General features: G+C 71.9%; 15 protein-coding genes. 13 read left to right on the top strand and 2 right to left on the bottom strand.

Translation table 11 applies throughout. The features are described 5' to 3' along the window. From mreC to P0Y31_RS10810, 6 genes are all read left to right on the top strand, one after another. Positions 1–843 (top strand): rod shape-determining protein MreC, encoded by an 843-nt coding sequence (mreC, locus tag P0Y31_RS10835; protein WP_275869244.1) that lies wholly within the window; start codon positions 1–3, stop codon positions 841–843. Beyond that, positions 840–1,337: a rod shape-determining protein MreD gene (locus tag P0Y31_RS10830; protein ID WP_275869242.1), complete on the top strand. Its 498-nt coding sequence runs from the start codon at positions 840–842 to the stop codon at positions 1,335–1,337. Before mreC ends, P0Y31_RS10830 begins: the two co-directional genes overlap by 4 nt. Then, positions 1,334–3,328 carry a penicillin-binding protein 2 gene (mrdA, locus tag P0Y31_RS10825; RefSeq protein WP_275869240.1) on the top strand — a complete coding sequence of 665 codons (1,995 nt, stop codon included), beginning with the start codon at positions 1,334–1,336 and terminating at the stop codon, positions 3,326–3,328. The genes P0Y31_RS10830 and mrdA overlap by 4 nt, the downstream gene beginning before the upstream one ends. 43 nt (positions 3,329–3,371) lie before the next feature. Beyond that, the gene (gene lpdA, locus P0Y31_RS10820; RefSeq protein WP_275869238.1) at positions 3,372–4,769 is read left to right on the top strand and encodes a dihydrolipoyl dehydrogenase; all 1,398 of its coding nucleotides are present in this window, start codon (positions 3,372–3,374) and stop codon (positions 4,767–4,769) included. Between the two features lie 17 nt (positions 4,770–4,786). Beyond that, entirely contained in the window at positions 4,787–5,383 is a 597-nt protein-coding gene (locus P0Y31_RS10815) for a GNAT family protein (RefSeq protein WP_275869236.1), read from the top strand. Positions 5,384–5,562: 179 nt separating this feature from the next. Next, positions 5,563–6,120 (top strand): helix-turn-helix transcriptional regulator, encoded by a 558-nt coding sequence (locus P0Y31_RS10810; protein ID WP_275869234.1) that lies wholly within the window; start codon positions 5,563–5,565, stop codon positions 6,118–6,120. Positions 6,121–6,156: 36 nt separating this feature from the next. On the opposite strand, the gene P0Y31_RS10805 is transcribed toward P0Y31_RS10810, so the two are convergent. Beyond that, on the bottom strand, positions 6,157–7,617 hold the full coding sequence (locus P0Y31_RS10805) for a hypothetical protein (RefSeq protein WP_275869232.1): 1,461 nt from the start codon (positions 7,615–7,617) through the stop codon (positions 6,157–6,159). A gap of 206 nt (positions 7,618–7,823) precedes the next feature. Between P0Y31_RS10805 and rpsO the strand changes: the two genes are divergently transcribed. The 4 genes from rpsO to P0Y31_RS10785 all read left to right on the top strand — a co-directional run bounded on the left by rpsO (position 7,824) and on the right by P0Y31_RS10785 (position 14,741). After that, on the top strand, positions 7,824–8,093 hold the full coding sequence (rpsO, locus tag P0Y31_RS10800; protein WP_275808962.1) for a 30S ribosomal protein S15: 270 nt from the start codon (positions 7,824–7,826) through the stop codon (positions 8,091–8,093). 196 nt (positions 8,094–8,289) lie between these two features. Further along, a complete protein-coding gene (locus P0Y31_RS10795; protein WP_275869230.1) occupies positions 8,290–10,716 on the top strand; it encodes a polyribonucleotide nucleotidyltransferase in 2,427 nt (808 codons plus the stop codon). Positions 10,717–10,823: 107 nt separating this feature from the next. After that, entirely contained in the window at positions 10,824–12,047 is a 1,224-nt protein-coding gene (locus P0Y31_RS10790; protein WP_275869228.1) for an FAD-dependent oxidoreductase, read from the top strand. Positions 12,048–12,209: 162 nt separating this feature from the next. Then, positions 12,210–14,741: an ExeM/NucH family extracellular endonuclease gene (locus tag P0Y31_RS10785; protein WP_275869227.1), complete on the top strand. Its 2,532-nt coding sequence runs from the start codon at positions 12,210–12,212 to the stop codon at positions 14,739–14,741. A 76-nt stretch (positions 14,742–14,817) separates the two neighbouring features. Here P0Y31_RS10785 and P0Y31_RS10780 read toward each other — a convergent pair whose 3' ends face one another. Then, the gene (locus tag P0Y31_RS10780) at positions 14,818–15,279 is read right to left on the bottom strand and encodes an isoprenylcysteine carboxylmethyltransferase family protein (RefSeq protein WP_275869225.1); all 462 of its coding nucleotides are present in this window, start codon (positions 15,277–15,279) and stop codon (positions 14,818–14,820) included. Between P0Y31_RS10780 and dapB the strand changes: the two genes are divergently transcribed. The 3 genes from dapB (at position 15,278) to P0Y31_RS10765 (ending at position 17,581) form a co-directional block, all read left to right on the top strand. After that, a complete protein-coding gene (dapB, locus tag P0Y31_RS10775) occupies positions 15,278–16,069 on the top strand; it encodes a 4-hydroxy-tetrahydrodipicolinate reductase (RefSeq protein WP_275869223.1) in 792 nt (263 codons plus the stop codon). The two genes, P0Y31_RS10780 and dapB, sit on opposite strands and share 2 nt — an antisense overlap. Beyond that, complete coding sequence (locus tag P0Y31_RS10770) at positions 16,069–16,434, top strand: hypothetical protein (RefSeq protein ID WP_275869222.1); 366 nt, start codon at positions 16,069–16,071, stop codon at positions 16,432–16,434. Before dapB ends, P0Y31_RS10770 begins: the two co-directional genes overlap by 1 nt. Before the next feature lie 130 nt (positions 16,435–16,564). Continuing rightward, positions 16,565–17,581: a hypothetical protein gene (locus P0Y31_RS10765; RefSeq protein WP_275869220.1), complete on the top strand. Its 1,017-nt coding sequence runs from the start codon at positions 16,565–16,567 to the stop codon at positions 17,579–17,581. Positions 17,582–17,590: the final 9 nt, after the last annotated feature.

The following is a 17,590-nucleotide window of genomic DNA, read 5'->3' as shown; positions in this document are numbered from 1 at the left end:
ATGCGCCGACGCCCCTCCCGCCGCCGGCTCCTGCTGGTCCTCGTTGCCGCGACCCTTGCGGTCGTCGTCGCCGACGTGGGCGAGTGGCCGGCTGCCACCCACGTGCGCGGGGCCGGGGCCGCGGTGCTCGGCCCGCTCGAGCGGCTGGCGGGCCGTGGGGGGTCCGGGGCGCTCGGCGTCGACGACGCGGCTGCCGGCCGGGAGCGGATGGGGTTCGAGGCCGCCGAGCTGGGGCGCGGGCTCGAGGAGGCGCGCCAGCTTCGCGAGCTGCTCGACGCGCCGGGTGCGAGTGGAGCGCGGTTCGTGCCTGCGCGGGTGGTGGCGGTGGGCGCCCAGGGTGCCTCCGGCCCGGAGCAGGTCACCATCGACATCGGGTCGCGTGACGGCATCAGCCCCGACCTCACCGTCGTCAACGCCCAGGGACTCGTCGGCCGGGTGGTCTCCGCCGGCCCGTGGACCGCGGACGTGCTCCTCGTGGGCAGCGCCGACCTCGCCGTGGGGGTGCGCGTGGGGAGCGCAGGCACCTTGGGCTCACTGACCGGTGCCACCGGGCCGGCCGGCGCCCAGCCCCGCCCGGCGGGTCGGCTCGGCCTCGAGCTCGTCGAGCGCGGCACCCTGCAGGTCGGCGACGCGGTGAGGACGATGGGCAGCGTGGGAGGGCGCCCGTTCGTGGCCGGCATCCCGGTGGGACGGGTCACCGAGGTCGACACCGCCGGGGGCAGGTTCGCCGCCACCGGCGCGGTGACGCCGTCGGTCGACGTCACCTCCCTCGACATCGTGGGCGTGCTGCTGTCCGCGCCCCGCACGAGCCCGCGGGCCCCGGTGCAGGGGGGCTCGGGGTGATCCGCGGGCTGTCGGCGCTGGGCCTGCTCCGAGGCGTGGCCCTGGTGCTGGCCGCCCTCGTCATGGTCACCCTGGGGGCGCGCGGCGTCACCACGGCGCCCGACCTGGTGCTGCCGGTCGTGGTGGCCGGCGCGCTGCTCGCCGGACCGTCGCGCGGCGCCCTGCTGGGGCTCGGGGCCGGCTGGGTGGTCGACCTGATGCCCCCGGGCTCGCCGGTGCTCGGCTCGGCCGCCCTCCTGTATGCCGTCGGCGGGCTCGTCGCCGGCGCCGGCCGTCGCGAGGGGGAGACGCCGATGGCCTGGGTCGCCGTCGTGGTCCTCGCCGCGGCGGGCGCGGTCGCCCTGGGTCGGGCCGTGCTGGCGGTGCTGTCCTCGGCGCCGGTGTCGCTGGGCGAGCTCGCGCTGCGCCTGGCCCTCACCCTGGCCGTGGCCCTCGCCGCGGTCCCGCTCCTGGTGCACGCGGAGCGCGCCCTCGTGCGGCGGCACCTGGCGTGAGGCGCGACGTCACGCAGCGCACCTGGGTGTTCGGCCTGGTGGTGCTCTCGCTGATGGGCACCCTGGTCGGCCGGCTCGGCCAGGTGCAGCTGGCCGAGCACGAGCACTACACGGTCGCGGCCGCGACCGTGAACACCCGGGTCGTCACCGAGCCCGCAGTGCGCGGACGCATCCTCGACCGCAACGGCACACCGCTGGTCGACAACACCTCCGAGGCTGTCGTGACGGTCGAACGCAAGGCGCTGCTCGAGGCTGATGACGGCGGAGAAGCGTTGCTGCGCAAGGTCGCTGAGGCCATCGGGCGGCCGTTCGACCAGCTGTGGGGGCGGACGCGCGACTGCGGCACCCGGGGTGCCCCGCCTCCGCCGGTGTGCTGGGGCGGGTCGCCCTTCCAGCCCGTTGCCCTCGCCGCCGGCGTCGACCCGGTCCGCGCCCTGAGCCTGCTCGAGCGGAAGGGCGAGTTCCCGGGCGTCGCCGTCCAGGCCCGGCCGGTGCGCGACTACCCGGCCCGCGGCCGCGCCGAGGCCGCGCACGTGCTGGGCTACCTCGCCCGCGCGAGCGCCGACGACGTCAAGGCGGGACGAGGCCGGGTCGGTGACACCGACATGGTCGGCCGGTCGGGGCTGGAGCAGCAGTACGACGGCGTGCTGCGCGGCACGCCCGCACGCACCACCGTCGCCATCGACCCGCGCGGGGTGGTGACGAGCACCCTGTCCGCCGAGCCCGCCGTGCCGGGCCGCGACGTGCTGACTCACCTCGACCTGCGCGTGCAGGGCGCCGCGGAGCGCGCTCTCGCGGACGCAGTGACGAGAGCCCGCGCTCGCGGCTGGAAGGCCGACGCCGGAGCGGCGGTCGTCCTCGACGTGACCAATGGCGGCGTGGTCGCGGCAGCCAGCCACCCGGCATACGACCCCACCGTCTGGACGGGGGGCATCACCGAGCGCGAGCTCGCAGCGCTCACCGGAACCGACGCCGGGACGCCACTGGTCTCGCGGGTGACGGCGGCGGGCTTCGCGCCGGCCTCGACGTTCAAGGCGATCTCGCTGCCGGCGGCAGTCGCGGCGGGCAACCCGCTCGGCGGCACCTACGACTGCGCGTCGAGCTACCGGATCGGCAACCGGGCGTTCCGCAACTTCGAGTCGCGGGGCTACGGGCCGATCTCGCTGCGGAAGGCGATGGTCGTCTCGTGCGACACCGTCTTCTACGACTTCGCCTACCGCTCGTGGCAGGCCCAGGGTGGTCTCCAGGCGAGCAGTGACGCACGAGACCCGTTCGTGCGCACCGCTCGACAGTTCGGTCTCGGCGCGCCCACCGGGGTCGACCTGCCGGGGGAGCAGTCGGGGCGCATCCCGAGTCGGGAGTGGAAGCGGCGGACGTGGGAGGACACCCGCGTCGACACCTGCAGGCGGGCCCGCACCGGCTACCCGGAGGTCGCCGCCACGGATGGTGCGCGGGCGGCCTACCTGACCTCGCTGGCGAAGGAGAACTGCCAGAGCGGGTTCCAGTTCCGGGCCGGCGACGCCGCCAACTTCTCGATCGGCCAGGGCGACATCGCCGTCACACCGCTGCAGATGGCGCGGGCCTACGCCGCCATCGCCAACGGCGGGACGCTGTGGAGGCCGCAGGTGGCGCAGGCGTTCGTCGCACCCGGTGGGGGAGCGGAGGAGCGGATCGGGCCCCACCGGGACGGGTCGGTGGGGCTGAGCCCAGCGATGGTGTCCTTCCTGCAGGACTCCCTCGAAGGGGTCGTCACCGAGGGCACCGCCAAGGGAGCCTTCGCCGGCTTCCCGCTCCGGGCCTGGCCGGTGGCCGGGAAGACCGGCACGGCGGAGGTCTACGGGTCACAGGACACCTCGTGGTTCGTCTCCTACGCCCCCGCCGACAAACCGAGGTATGCCGTGGCCGTGGTCGTGTCGCAGGGAGGCACCGGAGGTGAGACGGCCGCGCCGGCCGCGAGGGCGATCCACGAGGTGCTCCGGACGCTTCCGTGAGGTCCCGCGGGCAGGGTTGGGAGCAGTCAGTAGGCTGCCCCCCATGGCTGACTTCGACGTTGTGGTGCTGGGTGCTGGTCCGGGTGGTTACGTCGCGGCGATCCGCGCCTCGCAGCTGGGGCTGAAGGCCGCGGTCATCGAGGAGAAGTACTGGGGAGGTGTCTGCCTCAACGTGGGGTGCATCCCCTCGAAGGCGCTCCTGCGCAACGCCGAGATCGCGCACATCATCACGCACGAGAAGGCCACCTTCGGCATCTCCGGTGACGCCACCATGGACTTCGGTGCCACCCATGCCCGCAGCCGCAAGGTCGCCGAGGCCAGCGCCAAGGGCGTGCACTACCTGATGAAGAAGAACAAGATCACCGAGCTCGACGGCTGGGGCACCATCAAGGACCCCAGGACCGTCGAGGTGAAGGGCGCCGACGGCCAGACCCAGACGGTCACCTGCGACAACCTCATCATCGCCACCGGCGCCACGACCCGGCTCATCCCGGGCACGTCGCTCTCCGAGCGCGTCGTCACCTACGAGGAGCAGATCCTCACCGACCAGCTGCCGGGCTCGATCATCATCGCCGGCTCGGGCGCGATCGGCGTCGAGTTCGCCTACGTCATGAAGAACTTCGGCGTCGACGTGACCATCGTCGAGTTCCTCGACCGGATGGTGCCGACCGAGGACGCCGACGTCTCCAAGGAGCTGCTGAAGCAGTACAAGAAGCTTGGCGTCAAGGTGATGCTGTCGACCAAGGTCGAGGCCATCGAGGACACCGGCTCGAGCGTGCGCGTCACCGTCTCCCCGGCACAGGGCGGCGAGCAGCAGGTGCTCGAGGCCGACAAGGTGCTCCAGGCCATCGGGTTCGCCCCGCGCCTCGAGGGCTACGGCCTCGAGAACACCGGCGTCGAGACCACCGACCGCGGGGCCATCGCCATCGACGCGCGCGGTCGCACCAACGTCGACGGCGTCTACGCGATCGGCGACGTCACCGGCAAGCTCATGCTCGCGCACACCGCCGAGGCCATGGGTGTCGTCGCGGCCGAGACCATCGCCGGCGCGGAGACGCAGGAGATCAACTTCGACATGATCCCGCGGGCGACCTTCTGCCAGCCGCAGATCGCGTCGTTCGGCTACTCCGAGGAGCAGGCGAAGGAGAAGGGCTACGACGTCAAGACGTCGTCGTTCCCGTTCTCCGCCAACGGCAAGGCTCGCGGCATGGCCGAGGGCGTGGGCTTCGTCAAGATCGTGGCCGATGCCGAGCACAACGAGATCATCGGCGCCCACCTGATCGGCCCCGAGGTCACCGAGCTGCTGCCGGCGCTGACGCTGGCGCAGATGTGGGACCTCACCGCCGACGAGGTGGCGCGCAACATCTTCGCCCACCCGACGCTCTCGGAGGCCATGAAGGAGGCCGTCGAGGGCATCGCCGGCCACATGATCAACCTCTAGCCCCAGGAGGCGCCGGTATGCCGCGCGTGCGGCTTCCGATCACGACCGACCGCCTCGTCCTCCGGAGCTTCCGCCCGGGGGACGAGGCGGACGTGTTCGCCTACCGCTCGGTGCCCGAGGTGGTGCGCTTCATCCCGGGCGAGCCGCGGACCCGGGAGGAGGTCGCCGACCTCGTCGCCGAGCGGGCCAGTGCCGGGCGCATCGACGCCGACCGGCCCGCTCTGACCCTGGCGGTGGAGCTCGACGGGCGGGTGGTCGGCGACGTGCTCATCCACCTCGCCGCTCTCGGCGGGGCCGACGGCCGCCAGGTCGAGCTCGGCTGGGTGTTCGCCCCCGACGTCGCCGGCAACGGCTACGCCACGGAGGCTGCCCGCGCCCTCATGCGCGCTGCGTTCGAGGACCTCGGCGTCCACCGCGTCTGGGCCAAGGTGGAGCCTCGCAACGAGGCGTCAGTGCGCCTGTGCGAGCGGCTCGGCATGCGGCGCGAGGGCCTCTTCGAGCAGGCGTCGTGGTTCAAGGGGGAGTGGACCGACCTCGCGTTCTACGCCATCCGCGCCGACCAGTGGCGGGCAGCCTCCTCGGCCACCTCCTCGGCCACCTCCTCGGTTTCCTGATCGCGTGGCGGCAGTGCCGGCCGTCAAGAGGTGTTCGGCTGCCTACGACACTGATCGCATATCCGGATCAGTGTCGTAGGCACGGGCGCGCCGCCCTTCGGTGACGGCACGAGCGGCCGGCCCAGCCCTTGCTGTCAGCGCCCGGTGTCACGGTGGGTCGAACACAACGGGAGGTGGAGATGGGGGAGCCGACGTTCGAGGCGGGACCGCTGCTGGTCCGTGCCCGCAGGGTTGCCGACCTGAGCCAGCGCGACCTGGCGCGGTTGTCCGGGGTCGCGCAGTCGACCATCGCGGCCATCGAGTCGGGGGATCGGGATGTGCGGGTGGCGGTGTTCGGCAGCCTCCTGGCTGCCGCGGGCCTGAGGCTCGCAGTGCTCGCACCCGGGGGCGAGGAGCTGCACGGGTTTGCGGAGGACAGCGTGCGCGACAACGCGGGTCGGCGGTTCCCCGCCCACCTCGACGTCCTTCCCCCGGACGCCGTCCCGGCCGAGCGCATCACCTCGCCCCGCTACGACCGCCCCGAGGCCAAGGGCTGGTACCACCTGCGGGAGCGCAGAGACCTCGCCAGGGGAGCCGGTGAGGCGCAGGACGGTCATCCGGCCATTCGAGAGCTCGAGTACCGTCGGCTCCACCGCCGCTACGGCCGGGCGCCGTGGTGGTCCCATCGGGAGGCGGAGATCCGCGAACGGCTGGGACTCGAGCCCGCCGACGAGCCGCCCGACCCACCAAACGGCTAGGTGATCAGGCACAGGCGGATGCCGTGCACCCGGGCGTCAGTCGTGGAGGATCTCCTTCTCGCTGGCCTCGAACCAGACGTCGCGGGTGCGCCCGTCCACCAGGGCGAAGAGCCGGTCGGCGTCCTTGAGGTGTCGCTGCCACAGCAGGAACTGCTCACCGCCCTCGAGGAGCACCAGACGCAGACCTGGCGCGGCCGCCACGCCCACGACCTCGTCCCACGGCGCCGACACCGTGAGCCCGAGCGCCGTCTGGGAGATGCCGCTCTTACCCACGGTGACCGACAGGTCGCGTGGGCACAGGGTCATCAGCTTGCGCCCGAAGCGAACGCCCTCCACGGGGGGATCCGAGGGGCGCTCCCACTCCGTGAGGTCCGGCAGTCCGGGGAGCTGGTCCGCAAGGTCGTCCGGCACGCCCGCCGGCACACCGAGGAGCGCGGTGTCGAGCGCCATGCGCGCCCAGCGCTGCACGTCCGCCACGGTGACCGCGGCGAAGCGCTCGCGGGACTCCTCCCGCAGCCACAGCGGTTCCCCGTGCAGGTGCCGGTACGCCAGGCCCTCGAGCCAGTCCACCCCGGCCCTGGGGTCGTCGATGTAGGCCGCGTAGCCGGCGCGGTCGTGGTCGAGCTCCTCCTGCGAGGGGCCGTGCTCGGCGAGGTCCCTGAGGGATGACCAGATGGTGGTCGCGATGGTGGCCGCCTGGTCCTCGTGGCCGTCCGTGAAGAGGGCGTGGATCGTCCGGTCGGGATCGAGCCGGGCCGTGGCGAGGTCGACGTCATAGGCGATGCCGCGCTGGTGGCGGATCTCGTCGAGCACCCGCTCGGCGAGGATGCGGACGAGCGACCCGGTCCACTCCTCGCGCGGGAGGGTGAACGACAGGGTGGGGTGCGGGATCTCGTCACGCACGAACCCCGGAAGGGGCAGGGCGGAGGCCTTACCCGCGGCCTCCAGCGGGCGCGGCCCGGCGGGCAGCGGCAGGCGCAGGCCCTCCGGCGGCGGCCCGGTCAGCACCAGCACCGCGTTGGCGCGGACGAAGTGGCGGGCCACGAAGTCGCTGACCTGCTCGTGCGTGATGCGCTTCGGCCCCGGCCCCGTGCAGCTGAGCAGTCCCGGACCCGACCGCCCGAAGCGGCGGTCCAGCGCCCAGCACAGGGCGGGGTGCTCGGACGAGCCCTCCTCGGCCTCGAGGACGCCGGCCTCCCGCTCCAGGTGGTGCAGGGGCAGGTCGGCGAGCGCACGGCACACCCGCTCCAGGAAGTCGACCACGGCCTCGCATGGGCCGGTGGCGTGGAACGTCGTCGTGTCGATCTCGACCCGCGCGTTGTGGTCGAGGTGGGACTTGGGCATCGTCGACATGACCAGGTGCTCGACCAGGTGCGCGACCTGTGCGGTGCGGAAGGTCTCGTGCCGGGCGCCCACCCCGAAGACGAGCGATCCGGTGAAGGGCTCCGGGCCCTGCTCCCAGAAGGTGGGGACGCCGTCGATCTCTGTTTGCTGCACGAGGCGGAACAGTAGGGCACGCTGGTCACCCGAACGGGGGACCCTGCCCGTGTCTGCGCGATGTGGCCGGCGGCCGCGCGATTAGGGCCGCCCGGCCGCCGCTGATAGCCTGATCCCTGCCGTAGGCCGGCCGCGGATTCAGAGAGCCCAGGTGAACCAGCCCTGGCGCACCGCGCAACGATCACCAGAAGGAGAAGTGCCGTCCCATGCCGCTGAGCGCTGACGTCAAGAAGAAGATCATGGCCGAGTACGCCACCGCCGAGGGCGACACTGGCTCTCCCGAGGTGCAGATCGCGCTGCTCACCCAGCGGATCAAGGACCTCACCGAGCACTCCCGTGAGCACAAGCACGACCACCACAGCCGCCGCGGCCTCCTGCTGCTCGTCGGCCAGCGTCGTCGCCTGCTGCGCTACCTCGAGAGCGTCGACATCGAGCGCTACCGCTCGCTGATCAAGCGCCTCGGTCTGCGTCGCTAAGACATCCGATGAGGAGCGGTCCCGCACCACGCGCGGGCCGCTCCTTCTCGTATGAGGACCAGGACCACAGGTCCGGCGGGCCCCGCCCGCGACAACTTCATACAGGAATGACCAGAGAAGAAAACCCGTGCACAACGACGATGCACGAGGTTCGTTGAGAGACAACACGTCTTTGAGAGACACAGAGGAGGGCCCAATGGAGGGTCCAGACATCCAGTTCGCCGAAGCCACGATCGACAACGGCTCCTTCGGCACCCGCACCGTCCGGTTCGAGACCGGGCGCCTGGCCAAGCAGGCCGGTGGCGCAGTCAGCGCCTACCTGGACGAGGACACGATGCTCCTCTCCACCACCACCGCCGGCAAGAGCCCGCGCGAGGGTTTCGACTTCTTCCCCCTGACGGTCGACGTCGAGGAGCGCATGTACGCCGCGGGCAAGATCCCCGGCTCGTTCTTCCGTCGCGAGGGCCGCCCGTCCACGGACGCGATCCTCACCTGCCGCCTCATCGACCGCCCGCTGCGTCCGACCTTCACCAAGGGCCTGCGCAACGAGGTCCAGGTCGTCATCACGGTGCTCGCGCTCAACCCCGACCACCAGTACGACGTGCTCGCCATCAACGCCGCGAGCGCCTCGACGCAGATCTCGGGTCTGCCGTTCTCCGGCCCGATCGGCGGCGTCCGCGTCGCGCTGATCGACGGCCAGTGGGTCGGGTTCCCGAACTTCTCCGACGCCGAGCGCTCGACCTTCGACATGGTCGTCGCCGGCCGCGTCGTCGGTGACGACGTCGCGATCATGATGGTCGAGGCCGAGTCCACCGACGCCACCTGGAACCTCGTGAAGAACGAGGGCAAGCAGGCGCCGACCGAGGAGGTCGTGGCCGAGGGCCTCGAGGCTTCCAAGAAGTTCATCAAGGCGCTCTGCGACGCCCAGGCCGAGCTGGCCAGCAAGTCGGCCAAGCCGGTCCAGGAGTTCCCGATCTTCCTCGACTACGAGGACGACGTGTATGCCGCGGTCGAGGCCGCCGTGTCCGGTGACCTCACGCAGGCGCTCACCATCGCGGGCAAGCAGGAGCGCGAGGACCGCATCGACGAGATCAAGGACGCCGTCAAGGCCTCCCTCGCCGAGCAGTTCGAGGGCCGCGAGAAGGAGATCTCCGCTGCCTACCGCTCCGTGCAGAAGAAGCTCATCCGCCAGCGCATCCTGCGCGACAAGGTCCGCATCGACGGCCGTGGCCTCGCCGACATCCGCGCGCTGAGCGCCGAGGTCGAGGTCCTGCCGCGCGTGCACGGCTCGGCGATCTTCGAGCGCGGCGAGACCCAGATCATGGGTGTCACGACGCTGAACATGCTGCGCATGGAGCAGCAGCTCGACACCCTCTCCCCGGTGACGCGCAAGCGCTACATGCACAACTACAACTTCCCGCCGTTCTCCACCGGTGAGACCGGTCGCGTGGGCTCGCCGAAGCGCCGCGAGATCGGCCACGGCGCCCTGGCCGAGCGCGCGCTCATGCCGGTGCTGCCGACGCGCGAGGAGTTCCCCTACGCGATCCGCCAGGTCTCCGAGGCGCTGGGCTCCAACGGCTCAACCTCGATGGGCTCGGTCTGCGCCTCCACCCTCTCGCTGCTCAACGCCGGTGTGCCGCTGCGCGCCCCGGTCGCCGGCATCGCGATGGGCCTGGTCTCCGACGAGGTCGACGGTGAGACGCAGTACGCCGCGCTGACCGACATCCTCGGCGCCGAGGACGCGTTCGGCGACATGGACTTCAAGGTCGCCGGCACCCGCGAGTTCGTCACGGCCATCCAGCTCGACACCAAGCTCGACGGCATCCCCGCCTCGGTGCTGGCCGGCGCGCTGACCCAGGCCCGTGACGCCCGCCTGCACATCCTCGACGTCATGAACGAGGCCATCGAGGCCCCGGACGAGATGTCGCCGTTCGCACCCCGCGTCATCTCGGTGAAGGTCCCGGTCGACAAGATCGGCGAGGTCATCGGCCCGAAGGGCAAGATGATCAACCAGATCCAGGAGGACACCGGCGCCGACATCTCCATCGAGGACGACGGCACCGTCTACATCGGCGCCACCGACGGCCCCTCCGCCGAGGCTGCGCGCGCGGCGATCAACGCGATCGCCAACCCGCAGATGCCCGAGGTCGGCGAGCGCTTCCTCGGCACCGTCGTGAAGACGACGACCTTCGGTGCGTTCATCTCGCTGCTGCCCGGCAAGGACGGCCTGCTGCACATCTCCGAGGTGCGCAAGCTCGTCGGCGGCAAGCGGATCGACGCGGTCGAGGACGTCCTCTCCATCGGCCAGAAGGTCCAGGTCGAGCTCAAGGAGATCGACCCGCGCGGCAAGCTCTCGCTCGCCGCGGTCCTGGCCGAGGGCGAGGGCGGCGAGGCTGCCGCCACGTCCGAGGAGGACGGCTCGGCCGACGCCGGTGAGCAGGCCGACCGTGGTGACCGCGAGGAGCGCGGCGAGCGTCGCGAGGGCGGCCGCAGCCGCAACCGTCGCCGCCGCGGCGACCGTGGCGACCGCGCCGAGCAGGGCACCGACACCCCCGAGGCCGACCAGCTGGTCGAGGCCCACGAGGGCGGCGCCCCCGCCTCCTCGGAGGACGCGGCGAACTGACGCCACGCACGAAACGGCGACGGGCCGGCATACCACTGCGGTATGCCGGCCCGTCGCCTTTGCGGCGAGGCGTTGCCTAGCCGGGGCAGCTGGCCCGATGCTGGAGCATGGCCGACAGCAGCACGTTCGTCGTCGTGGGCGGTGGTCTCGCGGGTGCCAAGGCGGTGGAGGCGCTGCGCGAGAAGGGCTTCGAGGGCGCGGTGGAGCTCTACGGAGCAGAGCCGCACCTGCCGTACGAGCGGCCGCCGCTGTCCAAGGGCTACCTCAAGACCGGTGAGGGCCTGGCCGACGCCTTCGTGCACACGCGGGAGTGGTACCGCGAGCACCGGGTCGGCCTGCACCTCGGGACGCGGGTCACCGAGCTCGCGCTGCTCGACCACGAGGTCGGCACCGACGCGGGCGAGCGGGTGCGCTACGACAGGCTCCTCATCGCCACCGGCAGCAGTCCCCGCCAGCTGCACCTGCCGGGGGCCGAGCTCGACGGCGTGCTCTACCTGCGCACGATCGAGGACAGCGAAAGGCTGCGCGCCGCCTTCCGGCCCGGCGCGCGGGTGGTGAGCATCGGCGGCGGCTGGATCGGGCTCGAAGCGGCCTCGGCGGCGGTCGAGGCCGGCTCCTCCGTCACGGTGCTGGAGGCGCTCGACATCCCCCTGGTGCGGGTGCTCGGGCCGACACTCGCCGCGGTCTTCGCCGACCTGCACCGTGAGAAGGGCGTCGACCTGCGCACCTCCGTCGAGGTGGCCGCCATCGAGGGTGAGCTCGGCCAGGTGCGCGGCGTGCGGCTCGCCGACGGGACCGCCGTGCCGGCCGACGCAGTCGTCGTCGGCATCGGTGCGCTGCCCAACATCGAGCTCGCGGAGTTCGCGGGCCTGCGCCTCGACAACGGCATCGTGGTCGACGCGCAGGGGCGCACCAGCGACGCCGACGTCTTCGCGGTCGGCGACGTCGCCAACCACTTCCTGCCCTTCCTCGACGAGCACGTGCGGGTCGAGCACTGGGCCACGGCGCTCAACCAGCCCGCCGCGGTCGCCGCCGCCATGCTCGACCAGGAGGGGGTCTACGACGAGCTGCCGTACTTCTACACCGACCAGTACGACCTCGGGATGGAGTACATCGGGCTCGGGCGACCCGAGGACGAGGTCGTGGTGCGCGGGGACCTCGCGACGCGCGAGTTCCTCGCCTTCTGGGTGCGTGACGACCGCGTGGTGGCGGGGATGGCGGTGAACACCTGGGACGTCATCGACGACGTCAAGGCCGTCATCCGCGCGCGCCGAGAGGTCGATCGGGATCGTCTCGCCGACCCTGCGGTGCCGCTGCGAGACTTTGCCTGAGTTTTACCTTCCGGGTTCCCGGGAACGGTTCACGCGCCGAGGTGTGCGTGGTCTACTGCACGGGCGCGCCAGGCCCCCATCCGCGGCCGGCAGCGCTTCTACTGGGGATCTTCAGTGTGTGGAGGACTTGCTGTGCGCGTACATCGCAGGCAGATCGCAGCAGTGGCCGGCGCAGGAGCGCTGGCCGCTGGCATGGTGGCGGCCGCCCCCGCCGGGGCGGCGCCGTCCGCCGGCGCCGACGTGGTCATCAACGAGGTCTACGGCGGGGGCGGCAACAGCGGCGCGACCTACCGCTACGACTTCATCGAGCTCGTCAACGTGGGCGACGAGCCGCGCAGCCTCGAGGGCTGGTCGGTGCAGTACAACTCCACCACCGGGACCGGCGCCTTCCAGGTCACCGCCCTGACGGGTGTGCTGCCGGCCGGCGAGACCCTGGTGGTCCGCCAGGCCTCCGGCGCCAACACCGGTGCCCAGGACGTGCCCTCGGACCTCCAGGGCACCATCGCCATGGGCGGCGCAGGCGGCAAGGTGGCGCTGGTCACCACGACGGCAGCCCTGACCGGCTGCTCGGATGCCTGCTCCGACCTGCCCCAGGTACTGGACTTCGTCGGCTGGGGCTCGGCCAACGACTTCGCCGGGAACGCGGCCGCCCCCGCAACGACGAACACGACCTCCGTGGCGCGCAAGGGCACCCAGAACACGCCCGACAACGCGCTCGACTTCGCCGCCGGCGCCCCGACACCCGAGGCGTGCGGGACCGCGTGCGTGTCACCGCCGCCTCCGCCGCCCGGACCGGCCGAGAAGACCATCGCCGAGATCCAGGGCACCGGCGCGTCCTCACCGCTGGCCGGCCAGGAGGTGACGACCCAGGGCGTCGTCACCGCGGCCTACCCGACCGGCGGCTTCCGCGGCTTCTTCCTCCAGACCGAGGGCACCGGAGGCGAGCGCGACCTGTCCGCAGCCTCCGACGGCATCTTCGTCTTCCAGCCGAGCGGCTCGCTCGACTCCGACGCGGTCATCGGCAACTTCGTCGAGGTCACCGGCAAGGTCAGCGAGTACAACGGCCTGACGGAGATCACGGCCGCGCCTGCCGACATCGTCGACGCCGACGAGTCGTTCGACGACGTGGTGCCGGTCTCGAACCCGTGGCCGGGCAGCAGCGCCGAGCGCGAGTCTCTCGAGGGCATGCTCTACCACCCGTCCGGGGACTTCACGGTGACCAACACCTACAGCACCAACCAGTACGGCGAGGTCGGTCTCGCTGCCGGTGACAAGCCGCTCCTCCAGCCCACCGAGGTGGCCGCACCGGGGTCGCCCGAGGCGACGGCCGTCGCGGCCGACAACACCGCCCGCGCGGTGACCCTCGACGACGGCGCGTCGACCAACTTCCTCGCCACCAGCTTCTCGGCCGGCTTCTGCGACCCGCGCCCGGTCCCGTGCCTGACCAACGGCGACCTCACCCCGGCCTACGTCTCGCAGGAAGAGCCGGTGCGCGTCGGTGCGCCGGTGGCCTTCGCCGCCCCCGTGGTCGTCGACTACCGCTTCGGGTGGAAGCTGCAGCCGCGCGAGCAGGTCGTGGGCCCTGACAACGAGGCCTCGCCGGTGGAGTTCACCAACACCCGCACCGCGGCGCCGAAGAGCGCCGACGTCAACCGGCACGGCACGGCCGACATCAGGGTCGCCTCGTTCAACGTCCTCAACTACTTCACGACGGTCGGCACCGAGGACGCCGCGTGTGACCCCTACACCGACCGCACGGGCGACGGCACCAACGTCCGCACCGGCTGCGACCAGCGCGGCGCCTGGGACGCGCAGGACTTCCAGCGCCAGCAGGAGAAGATCGTCTCGGCCATCAACGCGCTGGGCGCCGACGTCGTCGGCCTCATGGAGATCGAGAACTCCGCCGCGCTCGGCGAGCCCACCGACGAGGCGCTCGCCTCACTGGTGACGGCGCTCAATGCCGAGGCGGGCGCAGGCACCTGGGCCTTCGTGCCGTCGTCCGCCGAGCTGCCGCCGGCCTCGGAACAGGACGTCATCACGAACGCGATGATCTACAAGCCCGCGTCCGTCATGCGCGTCGACCGGTCGCGGGCCCTCGGGGACCAGAGCGCCGAGGGCCAGGCCTTCGGCAACGCCCGCGAGCCGATCGCCCAGGTCTTCAAGCAGAAGAACGGCAAGGGCGAGAAGTTCCTCGTCGTGGTCAACCACTTCAAGTCCAAGGGGTCGCCCGGGCCGCACCCCGGCGACGAGGACACCGGTGACGGGCAGGGCTCGTCGGTGACCTCGCGCATCCTGCAGGCACAGGCGCTGCGTGACTGGGTGCCCACGGTCCTCGACGAGACGAGCACCGAGGCGGTCGTCATGGTGGGCGACTACAACTCGTACGCCATGGAGGACCCGATGGACGTCCTCTACGACGCCGGCTACACCAATGCCGGTGTGCAGTTCGACGAGGGCTCGTACTCCTACTCGTTCTCGGGCCTGTCCGGCTCGCTCGACCACGTGCTCGTCAACGACGCGGCGCTCGAGCTCGTCACCGGCGCCGACCACTGGAACATCAACTCCGGCGAGTCGGTGGCCCTGGAGTACAGCCGCTTCAACTACCACGGGACGAACTTCCACCGTCCCGACCCGTACCGCTCCTCCGACCACGACCCCGTGGTCCTGGGGCTCAGGGCCTACGCAGCGAAGTAGCCGGTCCTGCAGGGGAGGCGGGTCCAGCCGTTCGGCTGGGCCCGCCTCGTGCTGTCCGCAGCGGCAGAGCCGGAGGTCAGATCCAGCGCCGCACGCGCTGGCGGTATGCCGTGTAGTCGTCGCCGAACCGTGCGGTGAGGTAGCGCTCCTCCGGGCCGATGACGAGCCACTGCACCGCAGGGAAGAGGACTGGCAGGAACAGCACGGGCCACCAGGTGCCGACCCACAGGGCGGCGCCGAGGTAGACCAGCAGGTCGCCGAGGTAGATGGGGTTGCGGGTGAACCGGAACGGGCCCGTGGTCACCAGGGCCGACACCCGGGCCCACGGACTCACGGTGGTGTGCGAGCCCCACATGGCCCGCCCCGCCCAGGCCATCACGGCCAGGCCCGCCACGACGAGCGCCGCTCCCGCCAGCACCCGTGCCCCGCCACCGGGGAGGGGGAGGGGCAGCAGCCGGTCGGCGACCAGCGCGCCGGCGAGGACGACCAGGAACAGCAGGGGAGGCAGCACCTTCACCCGTGCACCACTGGTGTCCATGACGGGCACTGTATGCCGGGTGGCTACCCTGACGTCCGTGAGCGACAGGATCAGGGTGGCCGTCATCGGAGCATGGGGACGCATGGGGGGCGAGGCGTGCCGGGCCGTGGAGGCCGCGGAGGACCTCCAGCTCGTCGCGCGGCTCGGCCATGGGGACGACCTCGGGGACCTCGGTGGCGCCGAGGTCGCCGTGGAGCTGACCGTGCCCGACGCCTCGCCCGGCCACGTCCGGCACTGCGTCGAGCGTGGCGTGCACGTGGTGGTCGGCACGACCGGCTGGGGCGACGAGCGGCTCGCCGACCTCGAGCAGCAGCTGGGCCAGAAGCCCGGGGTCGGTGTGCTCATCGCCCCGAACTTCGCGATCGGGGCGATCCTCATGATGCAGTTCGCCCGGCAGGCCGCCCGGTTCTACGAGTCGGTGGAGGTCATCGAGCTGCACCACCCCGACAAGCTCGACGCCCCCTCCGGAACGGCGGCCCGCACCGCGCGGCTCATCGCTGCCGCTCGCAACGAGGCCGGGCTCGGCGAGGTCCCCGACGCCACCGCGCACGACCCGGGCGGCGCGCGCGGGGCGCGCGTCGACGGCATACCGGTGCACGCGGTGCGGCTGCGCGGGCTGGTCGCCCACCAGGAGGTGCTCTTCGGTGGCGAGGGGGAGATGCTCACCCTGCGCCACGACTCGTTCGACCGGGTCTCGTTCATGCCCGGTGTGCTGGCGGGGGTGCGGGCGGTCGCCGACCACCCCGGCCTGACCGTGGGGCTGGAGCACTACCTGGGGCTGGCCGACTAGTGCGCGAGCGCGTCACCGCGGTCGTCCTCCTGCTCGTCCTCGGCTTCTACGCCGGCACCATCGGTTGGCGCGGTGTCGCGCTGGTGCAGGACGGCCGTCCAGCCGCCGTGCTGCTGGGCATCGGCGTGGTGCTCCTGCCCGTGGTGCTCGTGGCGGCGATGGTCCCGCTGCTGCTGCTGGCGCGCGACGGCTCGCGGATGATGGCCGACCTCAACAGCGGCCGTGAGCCCGAGCCGCGTGACGCCGCCTGGCGCCGCGAGCTCGAGCAGGCGGAGGACTGCCGGGTGCGCCGCGACCGCAAGGAGGAGCAGCGCCACTACCGGGCCGCGGTCCGGGCCTGGCGGCGGGCGCGTCAGGAGACCTAGCCCTACGTCAGAAGGCGTGGCACACTACGTCAAATGCCGGAGTAAAGACTAGGGCAGCAACTCGTCCCAAAAGCGTATAGAGACGGTAAAAAATCCGGGTCTGTCATGCTTTGTCCCTCACGCTTCGGGTGTGTCGCAGCTACGTTCCCCCCGTCTGCTGGCGCTCGGCGTCCTCGCCGCTGCCGCCCTCGCCGCCCCCCTCGGACTGCCCGGCGCGTCCGTGGTGGCCACCGCGAGCGCCGCCCCTGCGGGCGTCGCCGCCACCGCCGTCGATCCGGTAATCGACCCCGCCTCCACTCCGGCGACGGACCCCGGCACGCCCGCCGTCGCCTCCGTCGAGGAGGAGCACGGCGCGTTCAAGCCCGAGACCGCGGCCGCGACGATCGGCGCGAAGACGGTGACCGGCCCGCGCAACGTCCCGTGCACGACGCCCGGCACGAGCGGCAACCGCGTGCAGGCCATCTACGCCCACTACGGGTCCTCGGCCAACCGCATCGGCTCCCTGCGGCCCTACATCGTCGACGCCCTGCTGCGCGCGAACAACATCGTGTACTACTCGGCCAAGCAGACGGGCGGCTACCGCCAGCTGCGGCTGGCCACGGGGTCCGACTGCAAGCCGTCCGTGGCGGTCGTGAATCTCCCGGCGTCGGCCGCCTCCAGCTTCTCGGGCACCGTCTCCGCCCTGAGCGCCAGGGGCTACACCAGCACCGCGCGCAAGTACGTCGTCTTCGCCGACGCCAGGGCCATCTGTGGGCTGGGCCAGACCTACAACGACGACCAGGCCGGGCGCAAGAACCGCAACAACCGGGGTCCGCAGTTCGCCCGGGTCGACCTGGGCTGCTGGTCGGGCAACGCCGTCGCGCACGAGATCTTCCACACCCTCGGAGCGGTGCAGAAGAGCGCCCCCCACAGCAACACCTCCCTGCACTGCACCGACGAGCGCGACGTCATGTGCTACTTCGGGGCGGGCGGGTCGAGGGTGTCCACCTGGTCGAGCTGCTCCACCACGCTGCTCGACGAGCGGCTGGACTGCAACAAGAACGACTTCTTCAACACCAGCCCCAGGACCGGCAGCTACCTCGCGACACGGTGGAACACCGCGCGGAGCGCCTTCCTGTGGGGCGGCGGAGCCGGCTACTACCCCTGACGGTGCGGC

This window comes from Knoellia sp. 3-2P3, from assembly GCF_029223115.1.
Lineage (GTDB): Bacteria > Actinomycetota > Actinomycetes > Actinomycetales > Dermatophilaceae > Pedococcus_A.
This window is presented reverse-complemented; position numbering and strand designations above follow the sequence as displayed.